The 22262-nt window shown below is 63.7% G+C and carries 20 protein-coding genes; 6 read left to right on the forward strand and 14 right to left on the reverse strand.

Annotated features, from left to right (window positions below):
• From ACXJMY_RS23915 to ACXJMY_RS23925, 3 genes are all read right to left on the reverse strand, one after another.
• A partial coding sequence (locus ACXJMY_RS23915) for a cbb3-type cytochrome c oxidase subunit I (protein WP_456621805.1) occupies positions 1-1319 on the reverse strand: 1319 nt, incomplete at its 3' end.
• Positions 1316-2155 carry a ubiquinol oxidase subunit II gene (gene cyoA, locus ACXJMY_RS23920; protein ID WP_456621806.1) on the reverse strand — a complete coding sequence of 280 codons (840 nt, stop codon included), beginning with the start codon at positions 2153-2155 and terminating at the stop codon, positions 1316-1318. The genes ACXJMY_RS23915 and cyoA, both read right to left, overlap by 4 nt.
• Before the next feature lie 40 nt (positions 2156-2195).
• Positions 2196-3233 carry a heme o synthase gene (locus ACXJMY_RS23925; RefSeq protein WP_456621880.1) on the reverse strand — a complete coding sequence of 346 codons (1038 nt, stop codon included), beginning with the start codon at positions 3231-3233 and terminating at the stop codon, positions 2196-2198.
• 711 nt (positions 3234-3944) lie between these two features.
• Here ACXJMY_RS23925 and ACXJMY_RS23930 point away from each other — a divergent pair.
• Both ACXJMY_RS23930 and ACXJMY_RS23935 read left to right on the forward strand, forming a co-directional pair.
• Positions 3945-5381: an NAD(P)/FAD-dependent oxidoreductase gene (locus ACXJMY_RS23930; RefSeq protein WP_456621807.1), complete on the forward strand. Its 1437-nt coding sequence runs from the start codon at positions 3945-3947 to the stop codon at positions 5379-5381.
• Between the two features lie 60 nt (positions 5382-5441).
• Positions 5442-5891 carry a hypothetical protein gene (locus ACXJMY_RS23935; protein WP_456621808.1) on the forward strand — a complete coding sequence of 150 codons (450 nt, stop codon included), beginning with the start codon at positions 5442-5444 and terminating at the stop codon, positions 5889-5891.
• A 39-nt stretch (positions 5892-5930) separates the two neighbouring features.
• On the opposite strand, the gene ACXJMY_RS23940 is transcribed toward ACXJMY_RS23935, so the two are convergent.
• The 7 genes from ACXJMY_RS23940 to ACXJMY_RS23970 all read right to left on the reverse strand — a co-directional run bounded on the left by ACXJMY_RS23940 (position 5931) and on the right by ACXJMY_RS23970 (position 12648).
• Positions 5931-6506, reverse strand: a complete 576-nt coding sequence (locus tag ACXJMY_RS23940) for an NADPH-dependent FMN reductase (protein WP_456621881.1) — start codon at positions 6504-6506, stop codon at positions 5931-5933.
• A gap of 2 nt (positions 6507-6508) precedes the next feature.
• Positions 6509-7294 carry an enoyl-CoA hydratase gene (locus ACXJMY_RS23945; RefSeq protein ID WP_456621809.1) on the reverse strand — a complete coding sequence of 262 codons (786 nt, stop codon included), beginning with the start codon at positions 7292-7294 and terminating at the stop codon, positions 6509-6511.
• Positions 7295-7374: 80 nt separating this feature from the next.
• Positions 7375-8601: a CaiB/BaiF CoA transferase family protein gene (locus tag ACXJMY_RS23950; protein WP_456621810.1), complete on the reverse strand. Its 1227-nt coding sequence runs from the start codon at positions 8599-8601 to the stop codon at positions 7375-7377.
• Between the two features lie 39 nt (positions 8602-8640).
• The gene (locus ACXJMY_RS23955; RefSeq protein WP_456621811.1) at positions 8641-9492 is read right to left on the reverse strand and encodes an enoyl-CoA hydratase-related protein; all 852 of its coding nucleotides are present in this window, start codon (positions 9490-9492) and stop codon (positions 8641-8643) included.
• 55 nt (positions 9493-9547) lie between these two features.
• Positions 9548-10768: an acyl-CoA dehydrogenase family protein gene (locus ACXJMY_RS23960; protein WP_456621812.1), complete on the reverse strand. Its 1221-nt coding sequence runs from the start codon at positions 10766-10768 to the stop codon at positions 9548-9550.
• Positions 10769-10857: 89 nt separating this feature from the next.
• Complete coding sequence (locus ACXJMY_RS23965) at positions 10858-11808, reverse strand: 3-hydroxyacyl-CoA dehydrogenase NAD-binding domain-containing protein (RefSeq protein ID WP_456621813.1); 951 nt, start codon at positions 11806-11808, stop codon at positions 10858-10860.
• 21 nt (positions 11809-11829) lie between these two features.
• A complete protein-coding gene (locus ACXJMY_RS23970) occupies positions 11830-12648 on the reverse strand; it encodes a 3-hydroxyacyl-CoA dehydrogenase (RefSeq protein WP_456621814.1) in 819 nt (272 codons plus the stop codon).
• 185 nt (positions 12649-12833) lie between these two features.
• Between ACXJMY_RS23970 and ACXJMY_RS23975 the strand changes: the two genes are divergently transcribed.
• Genes ACXJMY_RS23975 through ACXJMY_RS23985 form a run of 3 tightly spaced genes read left to right on the forward strand, consistent with a single transcriptional unit; the run spans position 12834 to position 17453 of the window.
• Positions 12834-14165, forward strand: a complete 1332-nt coding sequence (locus ACXJMY_RS23975; protein WP_456621815.1) for an HlyD family secretion protein — start codon at positions 12834-12836, stop codon at positions 14163-14165.
• Positions 14162-16492, forward strand: coding sequence for an ABC transporter permease (locus tag ACXJMY_RS23980; protein ID WP_456621816.1), 2331 nt, complete (start codon positions 14162-14164; stop codon positions 16490-16492). Before ACXJMY_RS23975 ends, ACXJMY_RS23980 begins: the two co-directional genes overlap by 4 nt.
• Positions 16479-17453 (forward strand): HlyD family secretion protein, encoded by a 975-nt coding sequence (locus tag ACXJMY_RS23985; protein WP_456621817.1) that lies wholly within the window; start codon positions 16479-16481, stop codon positions 17451-17453. Before ACXJMY_RS23980 ends, ACXJMY_RS23985 begins: the two co-directional genes overlap by 14 nt.
• Positions 17454-17699: 246 nt before the next feature.
• Here the strand turns inward: ACXJMY_RS23985 and ACXJMY_RS23990 are convergent, their stop codons facing one another.
• Together ACXJMY_RS23990 and ACXJMY_RS23995 are read right to left on the reverse strand one after the other, a co-directional pair.
• Positions 17700-18797 (reverse strand): Gfo/Idh/MocA family protein, encoded by a 1098-nt coding sequence (locus tag ACXJMY_RS23990; RefSeq protein WP_456621818.1) that lies wholly within the window; start codon positions 18795-18797, stop codon positions 17700-17702.
• Between the two features lie 7 nt (positions 18798-18804).
• Positions 18805-19650, reverse strand: a complete 846-nt coding sequence (locus tag ACXJMY_RS23995; protein ID WP_456621819.1) for a sugar phosphate isomerase/epimerase family protein — start codon at positions 19648-19650, stop codon at positions 18805-18807.
• A gap of 123 nt (positions 19651-19773) precedes the next feature.
• On the opposite strand from ACXJMY_RS23995, the gene ACXJMY_RS24000 reads away from it, so the two are divergent.
• Positions 19774-20442 carry a TetR/AcrR family transcriptional regulator gene (locus ACXJMY_RS24000; RefSeq protein ID WP_456621820.1) on the forward strand — a complete coding sequence of 223 codons (669 nt, stop codon included), beginning with the start codon at positions 19774-19776 and terminating at the stop codon, positions 20440-20442.
• Between the two features lie 45 nt (positions 20443-20487).
• Here ACXJMY_RS24000 and ACXJMY_RS24005 read toward each other — a convergent pair whose 3' ends face one another.
• Positions 20488-21342 (reverse strand): carbohydrate ABC transporter permease, encoded by an 855-nt coding sequence (locus tag ACXJMY_RS24005; RefSeq protein WP_456621821.1) that lies wholly within the window; start codon positions 21340-21342, stop codon positions 20488-20490.
• Positions 21339-22226, reverse strand: a complete 888-nt coding sequence (locus tag ACXJMY_RS24010) for a carbohydrate ABC transporter permease (protein ID WP_456621822.1) — start codon at positions 22224-22226, stop codon at positions 21339-21341. The genes ACXJMY_RS24005 and ACXJMY_RS24010 overlap by 4 nt, the downstream gene beginning before the upstream one ends.
• Positions 22227-22262 lie beyond the last annotated feature (36 nt).

Below are 22262 nucleotides of genomic sequence, written 5' to 3' on the forward strand. Positions count from 1 at the left end.
TAATTGTACCCCGCCATCACGCCAAACACGACGCCGCCGATGGCGACGTTGTGGAAGTGGGCGACCAGGAACACGCTGTTGTGCAGCTGGAAGTCGGCCGGAGGCACCGCCAAGAGCACGCCGGTCATGCCGCCGATGACGAAAGTCACCATGAAGCCAATCGACCACAGCACCGGCACCGAGAAGCGAACCCGGCCGCCGTACATCGTGAACAGCCAGTTGAAGACTTTCGCGCCCGTCGGCAAAGCGATGATCATGCTCATGACGCCGAAGAAGCCGTTGACGTTTGCGCTGGCACCCATTGTGAAAAAGTGGTGCAGCCAGACCAGGAAGGAGAGGATACAGATGGTCATCGTCGCGGCTACCATCGAGCGATAGCCGAACAACGGCTTGCCGGAGAAGGTCGCCATCACTTCCGAGAATACGCCGAACGCCGGCAGGATCAGGATGTAGACTTCGGGGTGCCCCCAGACCCAGAAAAGGTTGGAGTACAGCATCTGATTGCCCTGGCCTTCGAGCGTGAAGAAGTGAAAGCCGAGATAGCGATCGAGCGCCAGCATCGCGAGCGTCGCGGTCAGGACCGGAAATGCCGCGACAATGAGCAGGTTAGCGGCAAGCGCGGTCCAGCAGAAGACCGGCATGCGCATATAGCTCATCCCGGGCGCGCGCAGTTTGAGGATTGTCGTGACGAAGTTGATGCCCGCCAGCAAGGTGCCGATACCGGAGATTTGCAGCGACCAAAGATAGTAGTCGACGCCGACGCCGGGCGAATATTGCATTTCGCTCAGGGGCGGATAACCCCACCAGGTGGCTTTTGAGAACTCGCCGACCGCCAGCGAAATGTTGACCAACAACGCGCCCGAGGCAGTGAGCCAGAAGCTGACGGAGTTGAGCGTAGGGAATGCGACGTCGCGAACACCAAGTTGCAACGGGACCGCGAAGTTCATGAGCCCCACCACGAACGGCATTGCCATGAACAAGATCATGATCGTGCCGTGGGCCGAGAAAATCTGATTGAAATGCTCCGGCGGCAGATAGCCTTGTGCACCGCCGGCTGCGAGCGCCTGCTGCGCGCGGATCATGATTGCGTCGCTGAAGCCGCGCAGCATCATGACGAGCGCCAATATGCAATACATGGCGCCTATCCGCTTGTGGTCGACCGAGGTGAGCCATTCGCGCCACAAATAGAGCCAGGCTCCCTTCGCCGTGACGAAGCCGAGAACAACCACCACGACCAGGACCATGAAGCCCGTTGCGCCCATGATGATCGGCTCATGGAGCGGAATCGCGTTCCAATCGAGCTTGCCAAGGAGATTCATCGCTCTGCCCTCTGCGACGTTGAACAAATTGATAGAGAGGAGTCCCGCGTACCGATGTCAGCGTTTACGATGCTGCTGAATAGATCGGGGACGACGGCGCGATAGGTGAACGGCGCGACCGCCTTGCTCGGCTTCACCAGGTCGGCGTAAGCCTGCTTATCGAGCGCCGAACCGGTTTCGCGGGCCTGGCGAACCCATTGCGCAAATCTGTCGTCTGACACTGCATCGACCGTGAAGCGCATGTCGGGAAAGCCGTCACCGCTGAACATGGCAGATATCCCTGGATAGGTTCCGAGATGGTCCGCCTGCAGGTGGAGGCGTGTCGCCATACCGGACATGGTGTAGATCTGGCTCCCGAGCTGAGGCACGAAGAAGCTGTTCATGACGCTCGATGAGGTCAGCTCGAAGCTGATCGGCGTGCCAACCGGTACGACCAGCTTGTTGACGCTCGCGATCCCCTGCTCTGGATAGATGAACAGCCATTTCCAATCGAGTGAGACGACCTGGACGTTGACGGGCGTGACCGTTGAGCTAATCGGCTTGCCCGGATCGAGGTCGTGCGCGCCGAGCCATGCGACGCCGCCGACCAGGAGCACCGTCATCGCGGGGATGGACCAGACCAGCAACTCCAGGCGTCCGGAATATGTGAAATCCGGCCGATAGCGCGCACGCTCGTTCGATGCACGAAACCAGAAAGCAAAGCCGAGTATCGCAACGATCACCGGGATCACGATCGCCAGCATGATGCCAAGTGCGTTGAACAGAATTTGCCGCTCGGCCAGCGCAATTGGCCCTTTCGGATCGAGCACGCCCTCAGTGCAGCCACCGAGTGTCATGGCCCCGATCAGGAGGACAGCCAGTAAGCCGTATCGCATGTTAGACCTCGCTGAGGTTGATGGCGCGCCATGCGGTGTGGACGGCCTCCGGCGCGAGCTCGGCATGCACCAAAATGCCGAGGCCGCCTCGCGAGGTACGCATGAGCGAGGATGAATTTCCGTCATGGTCGACCAGGAGCGCCGCGAACAGCACGAACAAGTAGAATATGGAAAATGCGAATAGCCTGCGAGCGGGGCGGCGATCAGGCCCAATGTTTCTGTCGAGCTGGAATGCAAGTATGAGGAATAGCATCCCGCAGATCGCAACGGTCACGCCATAGATCGCACCCGCAAATCCGATCGCCCAGGGCAGCTCCGAGGCGACAGCCAGAAGGCCGCTGTAGATCAGGATCTGACGCGTTGTTGCTGCGCGTCCCGCGACAACCGGCAGCATCGGCACGCCCGCACGTGCGTAGTCGTCGGTGCGGTTGAGCGCCAGCGCCCAGAAATGCGGCGGCGTCCACAGGAAGATGATGAGGAACAGCGCAAGCGGCTCTACCCCGATGTCGCCGGTTGCCGCGGCCCATCCGACCACGGGCGGAAGCGCACCGGCGGCGCCGCCGATGACGATGTTCTGTGGCGTCGTCCGCTTCAGCCACGCCGTGTACACGACGATATAAAAGAGGATCGTTCCGGCCAACAATGCGGCAGCGAGCAGGTTCGTCGCCATGCCGAGGACCACCACGGCGGATCCGCCCAGAAGGAGGCCAAAGACAAACGCCGCGAACCGGGAGACCTTGCCGCGGGGAATTGGCCGCGTGACCGTGCGGGTCATGACCGCATCGATATCGGCGTCGTACCACATATTGAGTGCGCCGGCGGCTCCGGCTCCCGCGGCAATGGCAAGGATCGCGACGAGCAGCATCGGCGGGGCTGGCCGAACCGGGGCGATGCTCAGCCCGACGAGCGCGGTGAAGACGGCAAGCATCATCACCCGCGGCTTTGCGAGCGCGGCGAAGTCGGATGCACGCGAATGAAAGGATAATGCGACGCGTGCCGGCTTCTCTCCAGGCTGGACAGCGATGGATTCAGAGTTCATCTCGCTGCTCCAGGTTCTCTCAAGGGTGTCGTCTCTCGTGTTCGGCTGGCTGTCGATGCGTGCAGGCAATATGCATTCGCGCCCTCAACGGCGATTGAACGCGGCTGCTCGATTGGGGCCAATCATGCTCAAAACTGTCTGCTGACGAATCCCGATTTGACGACACGCGCTGCGATCGCACGATTCAGGACAATCTGAGCACGTTTCGACAAGCGCGCCGCACCGGCTTTTTTCTAAAGCAGATCATCGTTCGAATACCCGCAACGCGGCTTGGAGGACTATCGATGAAGACGTCGTCACTCTGGATGATTGCAACAGTCTGCCTCATGGCCTCGGCGTCCGCCGCGCAGGCGCGATCCGCCTATGACGGCTCCTGGGATCTTGTCTTCGTGACGCAAAGGGGCACGTGCGATCCCAGCTACAACTTCACCGTCAATATTTCCGACGGCATCGTGACCCATCCCAATCTGGTGAAATTCAGAGGATACGTTGCAAGATTCGGTTCGGTTCGAGCGTCAGTGACGGTTCACGAAAAATTTGCGTCTGGCACGGGTAGGCTTACGGGGACCACAGGCAGCGGGAGATGGAGCGGTCACACGGGAAGTGAACGATGCTCTGGCTACTGGACCGCACAGCGCAATTGACCAATCTGAAAAGGGATACGCCATATCGCGAGCCGCTGGCCTGCGAGGCTGCATTGGAGACCGTATGATGAGGCACGGCCGTTCAATGCGCCGCAGCGCCATCCAAGAACGGTCCGCACCTCCGCTGTATCTATGCTGTCGGGCCGGCTGGCCCCCAAGAGTCGGTGCACCCATGACGACAGTTTTGACCAGATCGTTCCCGCAGGAAAAACCGCCATTGACACGAGCGACACCAGGCAAGAAGCGCGTCCTGATCGTCGGCGGTGGCTTTGCCGGTATTGCGGCGGCACGGGCACTGAAGCGAGCCGATGTCGACATCACGCTGATCGACCGCCGCAATCACCACATCTTTCAGCCGCTGCTGTACCAGGTCGCCACCGCTGTTCTGGCACCATCCGAGATCGCGGCGCCGATCCGGCAGCTCGAGGCGAAACAGAAGAATCTCGGCGTGTTGCTGGCCGAGGTCAAGGGCATCAATCTCGGGGCTCGCACGGTCGAGGCCATTTGCCCGGAGATTGGCAGTCGAAAACTCGACTACGACTTCCTGGTGATCGCGACCGGAATGCATCCGAGCTATTTCGGTCATGACGAGTTCGCGCGGTTCGCACCCGGCCTCAAGAGCCTGAACGACGCCGAAACGATCCGGACCAAGATCCTCAGTGCGTTTGAATTGGCGGAAGCAACCGATGACGAGCAGGAACGCGCACGCCAGACGACATTCGTTCTGGTGGGTGCCGGCCCGACCGGCGTCGAGCTTGCCGCTTCGATCGCTCAACTGGTCTCGGTGACCCTGCGCAACAATTTCCGCAAGATCGACCCGGCCAAGAGCCGCATTATCCTGTTGGACGGCGGCACCCGTATTCTGCCGACCTTTGCGGAATCGCTGTCGCGAAAGGCGGCCAAGCGACTTGCGAAGCTCGGCGTCGAGGTGTCGACGGGCGTGAAGGTCGAGAAGGTCGACGATCAGGGCGTGATCGCGGCCGGCGTCCGCATTCCCAGCGCCACCGTACTGTGGACAGCAGGCGTCAGCGCCTCGCCGGTCGTGAAAATGCTCGGGACGCAGACGGACCGCGCCGGGCGCGCATTCGTCGGCGCCTACATGGACATCGCCGAGGCGCCCAACGTGTTTGTCGCGGGAGATGCTGCCACGATGACCCAGGATGGGCATCCCGTCCCCGGTGTGGCGCAGGCAGCGATTCAGCAGGGACGATTTGTCGGGCATGTCATCGCCAACCGTGTCAGGGGACACAAGGATGGCCGACCGTTCCGGTACCGCAACAAAGGGAACATGGCGGTGGTCGGCAAGAATTTCGCGATCCTCGAGACCCGCCATTTGCGCAGCAGCGGCTTTCTGACCTGGCTGGTGTGGGCCGCATTACACGTGCTCGCGCTGCCGCAGCTCCAGAACAGGTTTCGGGTCCAGACGCAGTGGCTCTGGTCGTATCTGTCGGGGCAACGGAGCTCACGGCTGATTTCCGAAGGACCACGGTCGTCCGCGTCATAGTCGAAGCCGGGCCCGATAACCGTCACTGCCGGTTTTCGAAGCCGATCGGAGATAGCATCTGTGGACGCCTCCATCATCTCCGCACTCGCCGCGCTCACTGGAGCAGCCGTGGGCGGCCTGACAAGCGGAATAGCGAATTGGCGCAGCCAGCGAAGCCAGGTCCGCGCCCAGTGGGTCCTTCACGAGGAGACTCGCCGGCAGACCTTGTACAGGGACTTCATCGAAGACGCCGCCAAATGCTACATCGATGCGCTCCAGCACGATAAGGCCGACATTCCCAGCCTGGTCAGCCTTTACGCCAAAATGAGCGCGATGCGGGCGATATCTTCAATGCCGGTGGTCCATCATGCCGAAGACGTCACCCGAAAAATCCTGGACACCTATCTGGAGCCGGACAAGAGCTTCGTCGAACTGCGCGAAATGGCGATCGACGGCACGATCGATCTGTTGCATGACTTCAGCAGGGCGTGCCGCGACGAATTCGAGCAAATGCGGCCGGTTCATTTTTGAGCGTCACCTCGCGATGCCGCTCGCTCTTGCTGCAGGGCATCACACCGGCTGACCCTGCGACCGGATCGTCTCGGCCCAATTGGCGAACGCCTGCATGAACCCTTCCAGAAATTTTCGGGTGCCGTCGCCGGCGAGCTTGCCCTGCTCATCGAAAAGCTTGTCGACGTGACCAAGGTAGGCCTCAGGCTGCTGCAGGGTCGGCAYGTTCAGGAACACGAGCGACTGCCGGAGATGATGATTGGCGCCGAAGCCTCCGATCGCGCCGGGCGAGCCGCTGACGATCGCACCCGGCTTGCGATCCCAGACGCTACGTCCATACGGCCTTGAACCGACATCCAGTGCGTTCTTGAGCACGGCCGGCACCGACCGGTTATATTCCGGCGTGACGAACAGAACCGCGTCAGCGGCCTTGATGCGCTGGCGGAACGCGGTCCATTGCGCGGGCGGGGCAGCGGTATCGAGATCCTCGTTGTAGAACGGCAATCCTCCGATCTCGACGATGTCGAGCTTCATCGAGGACGGCGCCAGCGACACCAGTGCTTTCGCCAGCGCCCCGTTGAACGACGCCTTCCGGAGGCTTCCAACCAACACGCACACATTCATCGACTTTTCCATGGTCATACCGTCGCTTGCGACTTGATGTTTCGCGTGAAGTCGGGCTTGCGCTTTTCCACGAAAGCCGTGAACGCTTCTCTTGCGTCGTCAGAGCGGACTTGCGCGCTGAACTCCTCGTTCTCGGCCTTCATCGCGGCCTTGATCTGCTCGCGAAATGGCTGCTTCATGAGCCTCTTGCTGGCCCGCAGCGCCGCGGACGGCTTCGCTGCCAGTTTCCGGGCCGTGTCGGTTGCTTTCGCCCGGAGATCGTTGTCGGGGACGACCTCGGTCACCAGGCCCAGCTCCGCGGCGCGCCCGGCATCAAAGGGAGCTCCCAACAGGATCAGTTCGGCCGCACGGACGTGACCGATCCGCGCCGGCACGGAGCAGCTCGATCCGAACTCGGGAACGACGGCCAGATTGATGAAGGGCATCTGGAATTTTGCACTTTCGCCCGCGTAGATGAAGTCGCAGTGCGTCAGCATGGTGGTGCCGCCGCCGATCGCGGCGCCGTGGACCGCGGCGACCAGCGGCTTGTCGAAGTTGAGCAGCGCGTCCATCAGCCTGGCCTGTGGCGATTCGCCTGGTCCGGGAGGATTCTTGAGAAAATCGTCGATATCGTTGCCGGCACAGAACGAATCTCCCGCGCCATGCCAGAGAACGACACGCGTGCTCTCGTCCTTCGCCGCCCCGTTGAAGATGTCCGCGAGCGCCACGTACATGGCCGACGTCATTGCATTCCGCTTTGTCGGACGGTTCAACTGGATGCGCAGGATGCCCGCGGCCTGTTCGGTGACGATCTCATCCATTGTCGAACTCCTGGTTCCTTTGAATTTCACTTCAAGCGCAGCGTCGCGGCGGCTTGCGCCGCCACGACCCTTTCGTCAGGCTAGGCGGCGTGTTCCTTTGCCTTCGGAACGGCACCGCTCGCATGCAGACCGTCGATTTCGGCCGCGCTAAATCCCAATTGCCGAAGAACCTCGTCGTTGTGTTCTCCGATCTTCGGGGCGCGCTTTGCGGGCACCTTGGCGACCCCATGGACCTGAAGCGGGCTCGAGATCGTGGACGTCAGCTTGCCGCCGGCACCGTCAAGCGGAACGATGATGTCATTGGCCCGGAGCTGGGGATCGTTGACCACCTCCTGCGGCCCGCGTACCGCTCCGAACGTCACGTGGACGCCGTTGAACACCTCGTACCAATGTGACATCGGCTCGGAACAGAAGGTCTGGTCGAGAATCGCCGTGAGCTCCGTCATGTTCGCCATCAGCTTGGCCGGGTCGGAGAACCGCGGATCAGTCAGGAGATCGGGGCGGCCGATCGCCTTCACCACGGCCTCCATCTTGTCGGGCGTGATGATGAGGACGAACCAGGTATCGTCCTTGGCGCGATACACGTTCATGGCCGCATTTGCAGGGTGCATGCGATCATGCAGCCCGAAGAATTTCGCATCGCAGAGCGCGGCCTGGATCGAGACGCTGGCGGACCACACGCCCTCGGCGAGCAGCGAGGTCGTGACATGCGCCCCCTCCCCAGTCCGTTCACGACGATACAGGGCGGTGACGATCGCCGAGTACAGCCCGACGGCGGTGGCATTGTCGCCGCTGCCGGCCACCGGCCAGGTCGGCGGCGCACCGGCATCGCGGGTCATCGACAGCAATCCGCTGCGGGCCCAGTACGACGTGATATCAAAGCCGGGAAGATTCGCATCCGGTCCCTTGTCGCCGAAACCCGTGATGTCGGCGTAAATCAGCCGCGGATTCCACCCCACCACATCTTCATATTCGAGCTTCAATTTCTTGCGCGCCGGATGCGGCGTGTTGACGATGAGAACGTCGGCCCATTTGACGAGCTTCTCGAGAACCAGATGCGCGCTCGGAGATTTCAGATCGAGCGCCATGCCGCGCTTGTTGCGATTGGCCAGATGCCAGGGATAGGCATCGTCGGCGACCGGCTGCGGCGGGAGATGGTTCGCGTGCCGCCACAGCTCGCCGCTCGGCGGCTCGACCTTGATCACGTCGGCACCGAAATCGGACAAGATCACGGCGGCGCTGGGGCCCGCGATGAAGCTCGCGAGGTCCACCACCTTCAGTCCGGAGAAAATGTTGTCGTTTGCCATGGGTGTCCTTTCCAGATCCTCGTAGAGGGCGGCCTTGCTTCAGCGTCCGCGGAACTGCGGCGCACGTTTCTCGAGGAAGGCGGCGGTGCCTTCCTTCTTGTCTTCGGTGGCGGCGCAAATGCCGAAGAAGGATGCTTCCAGCACAAGGCCTTCGCCTTGGCTCGTATCCATCCCCTTGTTCGCGGCTTCCAGCGAGAACTTCACCGCGATCGGCGCGTTGGCCATGATCTGCTTCAGGATCGTCTCGGCGCGATCGATCAGGCCGGGCGCGGGAACGACTTCGTTGACGAGGCCGATGCGATAGGCTTCCTGCGCGGAAATCGTCTCGCCCGTGAGGATCAGCTGCAACGCACGACCCTTTCCCACCAGGCGCGGCAGGCGTTGTGTTCCGCCACCGCCGGGCAACAGGCCCAGCTTGACCTCCGGTTGCCCGAACTTGGCATGCTCCGCTGCGATCCTGATGGTGCAGGCCATCGCCGTCTCACAGCCGCCGCCGAGGGCAAAGCCGTTGATCGCCGCGATCACCGGCTTGCCGAGATTTTCAACGAGGTCCAGCACACCCTGCCCGAACCGGCTGGACTCCTCGGCGTCGTAGGCATCGACATGTGCGAGCTCACTGATGTCGGCGCCGGCGATGAACGCCTTGTCGCCCGCGCCGGTGAGGATCACGCCGAGCACCGACGCGTCCGCCTTTGCGTCCTCGAATGCGGCATGCAGATCGGTCCAGGTCGGCGTATTGAGCGCGTTGAGCACTTTTGGCCGATTGACCGTGACGTAGGCGATCGGCCCCTTTTTCTCGTAGAGGACGTTCGCAAGGGCCAGCGCGGCTCTGGGTGCGGAGCTTGGTGCTGTTGCAGGCGAAGGGGTGAACGGTGCAGTTCCCGAAACCATGGTCGTGTCTCCTGGATAGGGCAGCCGGCGCCGATGCGCCGGCTCCGCTGAGCGGTCAGAGAAAAGCGCCGTGGCCGGTGATGGCCTTGCCGACGATCAGATTCTGCATCTGATAGGTGCCTTCGTAGGAGTAGAGCGCCTCGGCATCGGCGAAGAACCGCGCGACGTTGTAGTCGGCGACGATGCCGTTGCCGCCCAGCACCTCGCGGCCCCAGGAGACCGTCTCGCGCGATTTCGAGGTGCAGAATGCCTTCGCCAATGCCGCGTGATGGTCGCCAAGCTTGCCTTCGTCATCGAGCTGCGCCAGGCGAAGCATCAGGCACTGGCACGCGGTCAGATTGCCAAGCATCTTGGCGAGCAGATCCTGGATCAGCTGGAACGAGGCGATCGGCTTGCCGAATTGCAGTCGCTCCTGGGCGTATTTGAGGGTGGCCTCGTATGCGCCCATCTGGATGCCGGTCGACGCCCAGCCCACCATGTACCGCGTCATCCGCAGCACGCGCGCGGTATCGCGGAATGAATTGCCGCCCTGGAGACGGTTGGCCTCGGGCACCCGCACGTCCTTCAGCGTGATCTGGCCGTTCTGGACCACCTTAAGCGCGATCTTGTGCTCGATCTTCTCGACGCTGAAACCGGGCGTCGACTTGTTCTCGACGATGAAGCCCTTGACCTGGTTGTCGGCGAGATCGCGCGCCCAGATGATGGAGAGGTCGCACCATGGCGCGTTGCCGATCCACCGCTTCTGTCCATTGAGAATCCAGCTATCGCCTTCGCGCTTGGCCGTCGTGGTCAGACCGCCGCTCGTTCCGGAACCGACCAGCGGCTCGGTGAGGCCGAAGCAGCCGATCTTCTCCCAGCGCGCCATCGCCGGCAGCCATTTTTGCTTCTGCTCCTCGGAGCCGTCGAGATAGATCGAGCCCATCGCGAGACCGCTATGCACGCCGAAGAACGTGCAGAACGATGCATCGGTGCGCGCCAGCTCCATGGCGACGAATCCGAACAGCTTCTGGCTGCCGCCCGCGCAGCCATAGCCCTCGAAGCCGAGCCCACCGAGGCCGAGCTCCTTGAACGACGGCAGCAGCTCGAACGGAAACGCATCATCGGACCAGTATTTGTTGATGACCGGCTGGACCTTGGTCTCCATGTAGGTCCGCACCTTCTTGACGAGCGCTCTCTCGTCGGCGGTGAGAAGGTCGACCAGCTGATAGAAGTCGCCATTGGGTGCGGGCGCCGGCTTCGGCGCGGCGGTCTTGCTTGCTGGGGTTGCGGTGGGCATTTGCGATTTCTCCTCGCTGCGGCTCGGAAGCCTGAAAAGTGAAGGACAGGTTTGACGTGTGATTGATCTTGGCGGCCCCGCCGATTTCGTCAGCCCGGCTTGGCCGCTTTCTTGCGCAGCTCGATCAGGCCGAGCAGAACTTCGTCGCGCTCCGCCTCCAATTGCTCGATGGTGCGCGATCCGGCCTCGGCATGGACGCTGTCGATGAGCTTCTTTTGCACCTCCGGCGTCAGCACCGGCGCGCCAAGGGTCTTCCACCAGGCCGTCATCGGGCCGGTGAACTGCTGGAAGAAATGCTCGATGCCGCCTGGACCGCCGCCGAGATGGTTGAGCATCATGCTGCCCATGACTCCCCAGCGCAGGCCCGGGCCCCAGCTCAGGGCGGTGTCGACGTCGGCGGCGCTCACCACACCCTCGGCGACGAGGTAATAGACCTCGCGGCTCAGCGCGGCCTGGAGACGGTTGGCGACATGCCCCGGCATTTCCTTGTTGAGGCGCACCGTCCGTTGCCCGATCGACGTGTAGAATTCCGCGGCGCGCCGGATTGTCGCTTCCGATGTCTTTGCCCCGCCGACGATCTCCGTCAGCGGGATCAGGTGGGGCGGATTGAACGGATGGGCGATGACGCAGCGCTCGGGATGGGACGCGGCGCCCTTCTGGATTTCGCTCATGGTGAGCCCCGACGAGCTCGATGCGATGATCACGTCCGGCGGCAACAGCTCGTCGAGCTGGCCATAGAGCTTCTGCTTGAATTCGATCCGCTCGGGCCCGTTCTCCTGGACGAGGTCGGCGCCGGCGAGTGCCTGCGCGAGGTCAGCCGTGAACGTCAGGTTCGACTGCGATGCTCCGGGCGAGAGGCCCAATCGCTTGAGCGCAGGCCAGGCGGTCTCGACGAACTTCCTCAGCGCGGCTTCCGCGTTCGGAGCGGGGTCCGTCGCGACCACGTGCAGTCCCTTGGCGAGAAACAGCGAACTCCAGCTCGCGCCGATCACACCGGTGCCGATGATAGCGATGCGGCGAATGGGCTTGGTACCGTTCATGTCACTTCTCCGATGCGATCGTTAGATTTCGGCGTAGGCGATGCCGGTGAGGTTGCCCTGGGCGAACAGGAAATTTCGTTCACCGGATCCATCGAGCCGTGCGAAATAGACTGAGCCGGCGAAATCGGTCACGAACATGCGATCGTTCGGGACGTCGAGCGCGATGCCGATGCCTTCCATGAGATGGGTCACCACGATCTCGGGCTCAGCAGGCTTGTTGTCGATCGAGGCCCGGTTCACGGTGTTGCCGCGCGGCGGGTCGCCGCGGTCGGTCCAGTAGAGAATACGGTTCTTGTGGTCGAGCTCGAGATCGATCGGCTCCGGCAGAGCGTCGTAGAAGATCTCGACGTCGGACCTTGTGGCTGCGGTTTGACCGGCGGGGATTTCGAGATTGGCGCGGAAGATGCGGCCGAGCCCGGCATTGTCTGGGCCTTTCTGGCTCCAGTAGATGTGTCCGAGTTTCGGATCGATTGTCAGCCCAACGCACCATCGCGTCGCATCCCGGCTATCGGCTTCGCCCCGCCCTGCCTCGATGAGCGTCTCCAGCCGTGCGCCGTCGAGATCGCAGCGCATGACGCGCATGCCCTCGCGGTCGCACCAATACAGCTTGCCACCTTTCTTATCGAGGATGATCTGCTTCGGAGTGTGGGTGTCTCCCTTCGCAACGATCGTCTTGCGATTCTTGCCGTCGACGTCGGCGCGCTCGATGGAGCCGTCGTTCAGGTTGGGGATGCCCATGTTGGTCCAGTAGATATGGCCGGCGCCCGCATCGACGACGATGCCGTCCGGAAGGTGGCAGCCCGTCACAATGGTCGTTCGCTGCGAGCCATCCGTGTTCATGGAATGAATGCAACCCGCATTCAATTCGAGGACGAAGAGGCGGGGGACTGTGACGTTTGCGGAAGATGTCGTGACGGCTTTTGGCATATCGCACCTGCATCATGGCCCAACCACGAGCTGGTCAGGTGGCCGCGACTATGACGCGAGCGCCGACGTTCGGCTTGGACAGGAATGTCACCGCTGGAATGTTGCTGCTTGATCCCTTGCGCGGTGCAGCCAGCCACCTCATTCGAGATCGTATCTCAGCACTCTCGACCAAACTGGCCGAGCGTCGGGACGACGACCGAAGCCGGAGCAGCAGCTTTCAACAAGTGGAGCGTCAAACCTTCAAGCGCGGGCGATGGACAGGACACATCGTCGGTGCTGCGGCTCGAATGATCAGCACATCGCGATTGGACAGGGCCTGGCAACCAAATATAATCAACGACTACCGGCCACGAGAAAGGGAGTCAGGCGTGGACATGCCGAGCTCTGACAAGGACATTCAAAGCACGCCCGACGCGCCGAGTGACGGACAGGCGAAAACGGCACGCAACCCGATCCGGACTCCCGCCATCATCGTCGGCGTCGTTGCGGCCGCCGTCGTCGGGCTTTCCGTCTTCTATCTGCTGCGGCCTGAACCCTTGCTGGTTCAGGGCGAAGTCGATGCAACACGGCTCGACATCGCTGCRCGTGTCGACGGACGGGTCGGCAAAATCCCCGTCGAACGCGGCCAGAACGTTGCGGCGGGCGCGGTGCTCGTCCAGATCGACAATCCCGAGACGCTGGCCAAGCACGAGCAGATGAAGGCGGCCAAGGCTGTTGCGGACGCGCAGCTTGCCAATGTGCTGGTCGGAACGCGGGTGGAAGTGATCGCGGCACGGAAGGCGGAAATGGAGCGGGCGCAGGCGGCGCTGGTGCTGGCGCAGAAAACGTTTGACCGCACGCACACCCTGACCGAGCAAGGCAACGCGCCGCAGGCCCGCCTCGACCAGGCCACCGATGCGCTGCACGAAAGCGAGCGCGCCGTCGACCAGGCCAAATCGGCCTATGAGCAGGCGGTCAATGGCTACACCAAGGAGGAGCGGGCCATTGCCGGCAGCAACGTCGAGAAGGCCAGCGCCGACATCCAGAGCGTCCAATCGATCATCGATCAGCTCGTGGTTTATGCGCCGGTCGCCTCGCAGGTCTATCAGCGCAATGTGGAACCCGGCGAATACGTCTCGCCGGGCGTGCCGCTCGTCACCTTGATCAATCTGGCCGACCTCTGGGTGCATTTCGATCTGCGCGAGGATCTCGTCAGGGGCCTGAAGGTCGGCGATCGATTCGATGTCCGCATTCCCGCCCTCGGCGACCGCTCCGTCACGGTCGAGGTCAAGCTGATCGCGACCAAGGGCGAATATGCGAGCTGGCGGGCCACGCGCGCCACCGGCGATTTCGACCTGCGGACGTTCTCGATCCGCGCCTATCCGGTGCAGCCGGTGCCCGAGCTGCGACCGGGAATGAGCGCCTATCTCGATTGGCGGTCGCGACCATGAGGCCAGCACCAAAGCCCGGATTTCTGCTGGTCGCGCGGCGCGAGTGCCGCTGGCTGATTCATGATCGCGTGGCGCTGCTGCTGATCTTCGGCGTGCCGCTGTTCGCCTTCGTGGTGCTCACCACGGTGTTCAGCCATCCGGTCATCCGCGGGCTCGGCGTGACTGTCGTCGACGAGGACAAGTCGGACGCCTCGCGTGCCCTGGTGGAATACATTGCGGCATCGCCAAGCCTGAAGATCGTCGACCGCTCCGGCACGCTGTCCACGGCCGTGCAGGACATTCGCTCCGGCAAGTCGATCTCGGCCGTCCACATCCCGCCGGATTTCGAGCGCGACCTGAAGGCCGCGCGCCGCCCGCAGATCGTCGGATTTTACAACCAGCAATTTTTGACTCCCTCCGGCATCGCATCCTCGGGTCTGAGCGATTCACTTTCCGCCGCGGCAGCCGTGGCGGCTCCCGCCAGTCGCGCGGCACCTGCGCCAGCGTCCCTGGGAGCGCTCAAGGCGGAGACCATGGCGCTCGTCAATCCGCAGAAGAACTACGCGCAGTTCCTGCTGCGCGCGCTGCTGCCGACCATCATCCATGTGGTGATCACCCTTGCCGCCGGCTATTCCGTCGGCTCCGAATTCCGCCGCCGCGACGCGCGGGCCTGGCTCGAAAGCGCCGGCGGCGATCCGCTTGTCGCGCTGGCCGGCAAGCTCGCGCCGCTGTTCTGCATCTTCGTTTTCATCATGCTGGCCGAGCCGCTGTTCCTGGAGGGCGTGCTGGAGATCCCCTTCAAGGGCGACCTGCCGTTGATGATCGCTGCGGCCTCGCTGCTGATCATCGCCTATCTGTCGCTCGGCGCCCTGCTCCAGCTTCTGACCGGCGATCTCGCCACCGGACTCGGGCTTGCGGGCCTCATTGCCTCGCCCGCATTCGGCTATGCCGGCGTCGGCTTTCCCACCATCGGCATGAATGCCTTTGCGCAAGCCTGGAGCGCGATCCTGCCGCTGCGCTGGTACATGGCCGTCCTGCTGGGACAGGCCGCGCGGGGATTGCCGATCGCGGACTCCGCTATTCCCTTCGCGGCGCTTGCGGGCCTGGCGTTGCTCTTTGCCGGCCTGGCATGGCTGCGCATGGCGAACGTCACCCGCAAGGGCTGGTTTGCGACAGCGCGGCCTGCCGAGCCATCCGAGGCCATCTCCACACCGCGCGGCGTCGGTGGCGCCTTCGTGGCGGAGTGGCGGCGCGTGCTGGGAACGCGGAGCGCCTTCACTCTGCTGTTCCTTGCTCCCCTCGTCTACGGCATCTACTATCCGCAGCCCTATCTGAACCAGATCCTTCGCAAGCTTCCGATTGCGGTCGTCGATAACGACCTCAGCGATCTCAGCCGGCAGATCGTCGAGACGCTGGATGCGAGCGGCGCATTGAGCGTGACGGTTCGCGCCCGAACGCTGGCCGAGGCGCGCAGCGCGATCGATCGCGGGCAGGCCTTTGCCGCCGTCGAGATTCCGCCCGACACCGAACGCGACGTGCTCAAGGGCATCACCGCCCACATACCCGTCTATGCGGACGCAACCTATCTGTTCATCTTCAGATCGAGCGCCAGCGGGGTCGCCACCGCCATCGGAACCTTGACGTCCGAGCTCGTTTCGCGCGGCGCGCGCTCGGATGGGAGCCTCGTCAAGGCCAAGCTCGCAAGCTCGAGCCCGGCCGACGTTCTGCTGCAGCCGATCTTCAACCCCGTGGGCGGCTATGCGAGCTACGTCGTTCCGGCGGCGTTCATCCTGATCCTGCAGCAGACCCTGCTGATCGGCGCGGCGATGCTGACCGGCAGCGCGGTAGCGAGCGGAGGCGCAGCCTTTGCCGGCGTGCTCGGCCGCGGCATCGCGCATCTGACCATCTATTTGCCGGCGATCGCGCTCTATCTCATCGTACTGCCGCGGATCTACGGCTTTTCGGCGCTCGGCCATCTGCCGCAGATCCTCGCTCTCGCGAGTGTCTTTCTGCTGGCGACGAGTTTCATGGGGCAGGCTGTCGGGGCCTGGTTCACGCGACCGGAGAACGCGACCATCCTGTTGCTGGCGACCAGCCTGCCGCAGTTCTTCATGGCCGGCTTTGCATGGCCGCGCGAGGCGATTCCCGACGTGGCCCTTGCGTTCGGCCGGATTTTCCCCGCCGACTCCGCCATCGACGGCCTCGTGCGCATCAACCAGCTCGGCGCCGGCATCTGGGAGGTCGCGCATGACTGGCTCGCATTGTGGTGCCTGGCGCTCGGCTACTTCGCGCTGGCGGTGATCTCGGCATTTGCCGTCAGGAGGAGACAGGGACATGTCCAACCTTAGACCTGCCGCCTTCGTCGCGATTCCGCTCGCGCTGGTCGCGGCGGGCGCGCTGCTCTATGTCATGCGCCACTCGGCACCGCCGGCAGCCATCGTCGGCGTCGTGCGCGCGACCGAGGTGAGGGTGGAGCCGGAGGTGGCCGGACAACTCCAGTCGATTGCGGTCGAGAAGGGCGCCACCGTGCGCGCGGGCGATATTCTGGCGCGGCTCTCCGCGGTGGAGTTGACGGCCCAGGCGGACCAGGCGCGGGCCGCGCTGGCATCAGCAACCGCCAACCGCAACAACGTCTTTGCTGGCGTGCGCCGCGAGCAAGTCGACTCACTGAAGGCCGCCATCGCCAAGGCCGGCGCCCGCCTCGACTTCGTGCAGGCCCAGCTCACCCGAACCAGCACGCTGGCGCGCCAGAGCTTCGAATCGCAGCAGTCGCTCGACCAGGCCGAGAACGATGTCGCCAGCGCGCGTGCCGGCGTGGCCGAGGCCCAGGCCAATTACGATGCGGCCGTGGCGGGACCGACGCGGGAAGAGCGCGCGATCGCCGACGCGCAGGTGCAGGCCGCGGCTGCCGCGGTCACCGTGCTCGAGCGCCGCCTCGACAAGATGGTGTTGCGCGCACCGGCCGACGGCGTGGTCAGCGTCATCGCCGCCGAGGTCGGCGAGAATGTTCGCGCCGGCCAGCCGATCCTGATGGTTCAGGCCGCCGGCCGGCAATGGCTCTCGTTCAACGTGCGCGAGGATCATCTCGATCGTCTTGCGATGGGAGAAACAGCGGACGTGATGCGGAACGGCACCGGTGTCGCGACCAAGGCGGTCATCACCGAGCTGCGGCCGCTCGGCGTCTTCGCCACCTGGCAGGCCGAGCGGGTGATCGGCGATCATGACCGCAATACGCTGCGCCTGCGCCTCGATCCAAAGGGAGAGATGGCAGGCCTCGAGCCGGGTATGACGGTCTGGATCGGGAAGTAGCACCGTCATTCCCCGCCACCGGGTCTCGCCTTAGGCGAGCCCGATGACAGGCTCCGGCGGGGAATCCAGTACGCCGCGGCCTCCCGGCTCAATCGCAGCCGTCTCTGGAATACTGGGCGGATTCAATCGGTCGTCGCAACGCCTTGTGTATCGCTCACTCGGAGCAATTCGTCGAGAGTTTCCGGTTGCGATCGCGCCGTGGCTCTGCCCATTCTGGTCCGCCGAGCGGCGGCGAATTTGTCCGCGCTAGATCGCCTTGCCTGCCTTTGCTGCCGGACTTGCGAGCGTTTCGTAGCGATTGCGCAGGTCGACGCGCCGTCCGCTCGCGGCGGCCTCGGCGACCGCCAGGGTCGCGATCAGGCTGCGCGCGCCATCCTCGACCGGCTGCAATGATCGCGCCTTGCCGCGGATGATGTCGCGGAAATGATCGAGCTGGGCGATGTACGGGTCGACCGAAGAGGCACGGATGCGCTGGGACTGGATCGGCTTGTTCCAGTCCTGCGCGCCGCCGGCTTGCGACCATTGCACCAGCGCTGGAAATTCGATCGATCCGCTCCGGCCGAGGAAGCGATAGCTGCTCTCGCCGCTGAACGGGAATTCGGGTGCCTCGCCGAGCCCCTGCTCGGACGTCCAGGGCGAGACGGCGCTGTCGCTGATGAAGAAAGTGCCGAGCGCGCCGCTGTCGAATTCGATCAGCGCCGCGGACGTATCCTCGACCGCAAAGCCGCGCTGGCGGTTCGACGCAATCGCTTCCACGGCGACGATCTCGCCCATTGTGAAGCGCAGGAAATCGATCTCATGGATGAGGTTGATCAGGATCGGACCACCACCGGCCTGCGAGCGCCACGGCGCGACCTCGAAATAGGCGACCGGCTTGTGCGTGGCCCAGATCGCCGACACCCCGACGACATCGCCGATGCGCTTGTCTCCCAAGGTCGCCTTCAGCGTCCTGACCTGCTGATGGTGGCGGCGGTGATGCCCGACCAGCGACTGGATGCCGGCCTTGCGCACCTCTTCAATCAGGCTTGCCGCGGTCTCCACCGTATCCGTGACCGGCTTCTCGATCAGGATATGAATGCCGCGCCTGGCGCAGGCGATACCCTGCTCGGCATGAAGCTGGTTGGGCGAGGCGATGATCACGGCCTCCGGCCGCGCCTCGTCGAGCAGTTTGCGGTAGTCGGCGAAGACGCGGGTCGCGGGATACTCGCCGGCGACCTTATCGGCATTCACGTCCGCGATGCCGACGAGGTCATAGTCGTCTCGCCCGGCAAGCTTGGCGAGGTGCTTCCGCCCGATCAGTCCCGCGCCGATGACGCCTATGGTGATGGTCTTCATCTCACGCATTCCGTATCTAGATTGGGCCGCCGGCTTCGCGGCGATGGTCTGGCCGCGACGCTCCCCGCGACCGATGCTCGAGCAGGCGCCTCGTGGCGTTGAACGCCGTGGCGAGCCGGGCCCGCACCGCCAAGGCCGGCAGCGGCATCTCGACGCTGAGGCTCGCGTCGGCCGGAAGCGCTTCGAGGAGCTTGCCGAGCGGCAAGGCGCCCTCGCCCGGCGGCAACCGGCCTTCGCGCGCCTCGGCGATGATGGCGGCCTCGCTCGCGGGTATGTCCGCGACAGCGTCGCAAATCTGCGCGGCACGCAAATGGTGCGCGGGGATCGCGATGAGATCGCTCGGCTTGCCGCCGGAGCGATGAAGGTGCAGCGCGTCGACGAGAATGGCGCCGTTCGCCTTGCCCGCGCCGCGCACGATCGCCTCGGCCTGCGGCAGCGAGCCAATCGCACGCCAGCGCATGAACTCCAGATCGACACGCAAGCCAAATTGCTGCGCGAGGTCGCAAAGTTCAGCGAAATGCGCGGTCAGGCGGGCGGGATCGTCGTCATCCCCCGATGCAATGACCGCCACCGCGCCAAGATCGGCCGCGGCTTCGAACAGGGCCGCGAGCGCCGGAATATCGATGTCGTGTGTGAGCTGAACGAACTCGATCGCGTTCAGTCGCACCCCCTCGCCGGCGAGAGACCGTTTGAGCTCGCGGTGCGCGTCCGTTCCCATCCGGGTCGGATAGGCAGGTCCGCCGGCAGTCACGGGGATCACGCGCAGGTCGATGAAGCTGAAGCCGGCGCGCGTGGCCTCGGCCACGAGCGCCGTCGGCGCAAGGTCCAGTGCCGTCAGATGAGCAAGGCCGAGGTCGGTCATGGCTAATTAATCCGCAGGTTAATTACAATTAACCCATGGGATAGTTGCTGTCAAGAACCGCCGATTGCGCTATGAAGGGAGGGGCAAGCAGGCTTGGCCGGATGCAGAGGACCGAACCGCCGGATGAGACCTAAGGAAAAGCCCGTCGCGGACGACGCGAAGCAGCCGCCGGTGCGGCGGCGCGACCGGGAGCGCACCAAGCGCGAGATCCTGGAGATCGCGTTCGCGGAATTCGCCGAGAACGGCCTCGCCGGCGGCAATACCGATGCCATCGCCGCGCGCGCCAACATCACCAAGCGGCTGATCTTCTACTACTTCAACTCCAAGGAAGAGCTGTTCACGGCCGTGCTCGAGATGGCCTACGCCAAGATGCGCATCGCCGAGCAGGACCTTCACCTCGAAGCGCTCGAGCCGGAAGCTGCGATTCGGAGGCTGGCCGAGTTCACCTTCGATTTCGACCAGGCCAACCCGGAATATGTCCGGCTGGTCACGATCGAGAACATCCATCGCGGCCGGCATATCCGCGGCAGCAAGAAGCTCAAGGAGATGACGCGGCCGATCATCAGCCAGATCGCCGCAGTGCTGGACCGCGGCGTTCGCGCCGGCACGATCAGACCCGGCATCGATCCGATCGAACTGCACATGTCGGTGAACGCGCTCTGCTTCTTCTCGGTTGCGAACCGGCATACGTTCGAGGCGCAATTCGCCACGGACATGTCCTCGCAGAAGGCGAAGACGCTGCGCCGGCGCGACATCGCCGACCTGCTGTGGCGCTACGTACGAAACGACTAGACCCGCGCGCAGGGCAATGGGTTTTGTCGGAATGCTGCCATGGCGTCACTCCTTCAAACCGCTCGCGGCCACGCCGCGCACGAAATTACGGCGCATCAGCGAGAAGAACAGCGCGCTCGGGACCAGCGCTAGCGCTGCGGCCGCGCTGAGACGACCGGTATCCACGGTGAAGCCGGTCTGAAACAAGGCGAGCCCGACCTCGAGCGTATAGGTCTCCTTGTTGGTCATGACGACGAGCGGCCAGGCGAAGGCGGTCCAGGCCTGAAAGAACGCCAGCACGGCGAGAGCGCCCAACGGGCCGCGCATCAGCGGCAGCACGATCCTCAGGAAGATCCAGCCCTCCCCCGCCCCGTCCACCCGCGCAGCCTCCAGGAGTTCGTCGGGAATCGACGTCATCACGTATTGCCGCACCAGGAAAATGCCGAAGCTCATGATGAGATAGCCGACCAGAAGCCCGGGCCAGGTGTTCAACAGTCCGGCAGACTGGACATTGAGGTAGAGYGGGATCATGTAGACTTCGAACGGAACGACGGCCGTCGCGATGATGATGCCGAAGATGACTGGCAACCCCGGCAGATCGAACTTGCCGAGCACGTAACCCGCGATCGCCGACGTAGAGACGATGCTCGCGGTCGAGAGCGTCGCGAAGATGAGCGAGTTGCCGATCCAGCGAAACAGCGGCGTTTCACGCAGGACGCTGACGATGTTGTCCAGCGTCGGCTGGTGTGGGATGATGGTCGGCGGCCACGCCAGCAGCTCCGGCGGCGTCTTGAACGCGTTGCTGATCAGGAAGACCAGCGGCAGAAGCATCATCAGGCTGACGGCGCAAAGAACGGCGTCGATCACGAGGCCGACGACGCGGTGCTGACCGACGACGGACGGATGATCGGGCTCGCTCATGCGCGGCTCCGATCGCGGAACAGCCTGAACTGCGCGCCGGTCAGGATCAGGACGATGACGAGGAGGATGACGGCTTCGGCGGCGGCATAGCCGACCCGGTAATTGCGAAAACTGTTTTCGAGCATGTCGAGGACGAGGACGCGAACGAGATGTCCCGGCGCACCCTGCACATCCGATGCCAGCACGAAGGCCTGCGCGTAGATATTGTAGGACGAGATCAGCGTGATGACCGACACGTACAGCATGACAGGCTTCAACAGCGGCACGGCGATGTAGCGGAAGGCCTGAAGCGACGAGGCGCCGTCGAGGCGCGCGGCCTCGTAGAGCGCATCCGGAACGTTCTTCAGCCCGACCAGGAAGATCAGGACGGCATAGCCGATCGCCTGCCATGAGCAGAGAACGACCAGGCACACCAGCGACAGGACGGGGTCGAACAACCACGACTGGGCCGGGATTCCGACCAGTCCGATCAAGGCGTTGAGCGGCCCGAGCCGGGCGTCGAAAATCCACTTCCAGGCCATCGCCGCCGGAACCAGCGAGACGACATGCGGCAGGAAAACCGAGGCTTCGTAGACGCCGCTGCGCCGCAGCCCCTGCCGGCTATTGATCAGGGCGGCGAGCGCAAGCGCAACGGGAATGGTAATCACCACGACGCTGAAGGCGATGATCGTGGTGTTGAATATCGCTTCGAGAAACAGCGGGTCGCTCGCCAGCTCGACGAAGTTGGCGAAGCCGACGAATGGCTTGCGCCGCGAGATGATATTCCATTGGAAGAGGCTGAGCCGCAGCGTCTCGATGATCGGATAGACGCGGATGCAGCCATAGAGGGCGAGGACCGGAAGCAGCGCCAGAACTGGAAACAGCCATTTCGGCGTGGTGCGCATGGATCCTCCGGCAGGCGCCGGTCAGCGGCCGACGCC

The organism is Bradyrhizobium sp. P5_C12 (assembly GCF_054049735.1).

Coding starts and splice junctions, on each gene's coding strand:
- cyoA (WP_456621806.1), bottom strand. CDS start 2,155: ATGACACTCGGTGGCTGCACTGAGGGCGTGCTCGATCCGAAAGGGCCA.
- ACXJMY_RS23925 (WP_456621880.1), bottom strand. CDS start 3,233: ATGAACTCTGAATCCATCGCTGTCCAGCCTGGAGAGAAGCCGGCACGC.
- ACXJMY_RS23930 (WP_456621807.1), top strand. CDS start 3,945: ATGAGGCACGGCCGTTCAATGCGCCGCAGCGCCATCCAAGAACGGTCC.
- ACXJMY_RS23945 (WP_456621809.1), bottom strand. CDS start 7,294: ATGGATGAGATCGTCACCGAACAGGCCGCGGGCATCCTGCGCATCCAG.
- ACXJMY_RS23950 (WP_456621810.1), bottom strand. CDS start 8,601: ATGGCAAACGACAACATTTTCTCCGGACTGAAGGTGGTGGACCTCGCG.
- ACXJMY_RS23955 (WP_456621811.1), bottom strand. CDS start 9,492: ATGGTTTCGGGAACTGCACCGTTCACCCCTTCGCCTGCAACAGCACCA.
- ACXJMY_RS23960 (WP_456621812.1), bottom strand. CDS start 10,768: ATGCCCACCGCAACCCCAGCAAGCAAGACCGCCGCGCCGAAGCCGGCG.
- ACXJMY_RS23965 (WP_456621813.1), bottom strand. CDS start 11,808: ATGAACGGTACCAAGCCCATTCGCCGCATCGCTATCATCGGCACCGGT.
- ACXJMY_RS23970 (WP_456621814.1), bottom strand. CDS start 12,648: ATGAACACGGATGGCTCGCAGCGAACGACCATTGTGACGGGCTGCCAC.
- ACXJMY_RS23980 (WP_456621816.1), top strand. CDS start 14,162: ATGAGGCCAGCACCAAAGCCCGGATTTCTGCTGGTCGCGCGGCGCGAG.
- ACXJMY_RS23985 (WP_456621817.1), top strand. CDS start 16,479: ATGTCCAACCTTAGACCTGCCGCCTTCGTCGCGATTCCGCTCGCGCTG.
- ACXJMY_RS23990 (WP_456621818.1), bottom strand. CDS start 18,797: ATGCGTGAGATGAAGACCATCACCATAGGCGTCATCGGCGCGGGACTG.
- ACXJMY_RS23995 (WP_456621819.1), bottom strand. CDS start 19,650: ATGACCGACCTCGGCCTTGCTCATCTGACGGCACTGGACCTTGCGCCG.
- ACXJMY_RS24000 (WP_456621820.1), top strand. CDS start 19,774: ATGAGACCTAAGGAAAAGCCCGTCGCGGACGACGCGAAGCAGCCGCCG.
- ACXJMY_RS24010 (WP_456621822.1), bottom strand. CDS start 22,226: ATGCGCACCACGCCGAAATGGCTGTTTCCAGTTCTGGCGCTGCTTCCG.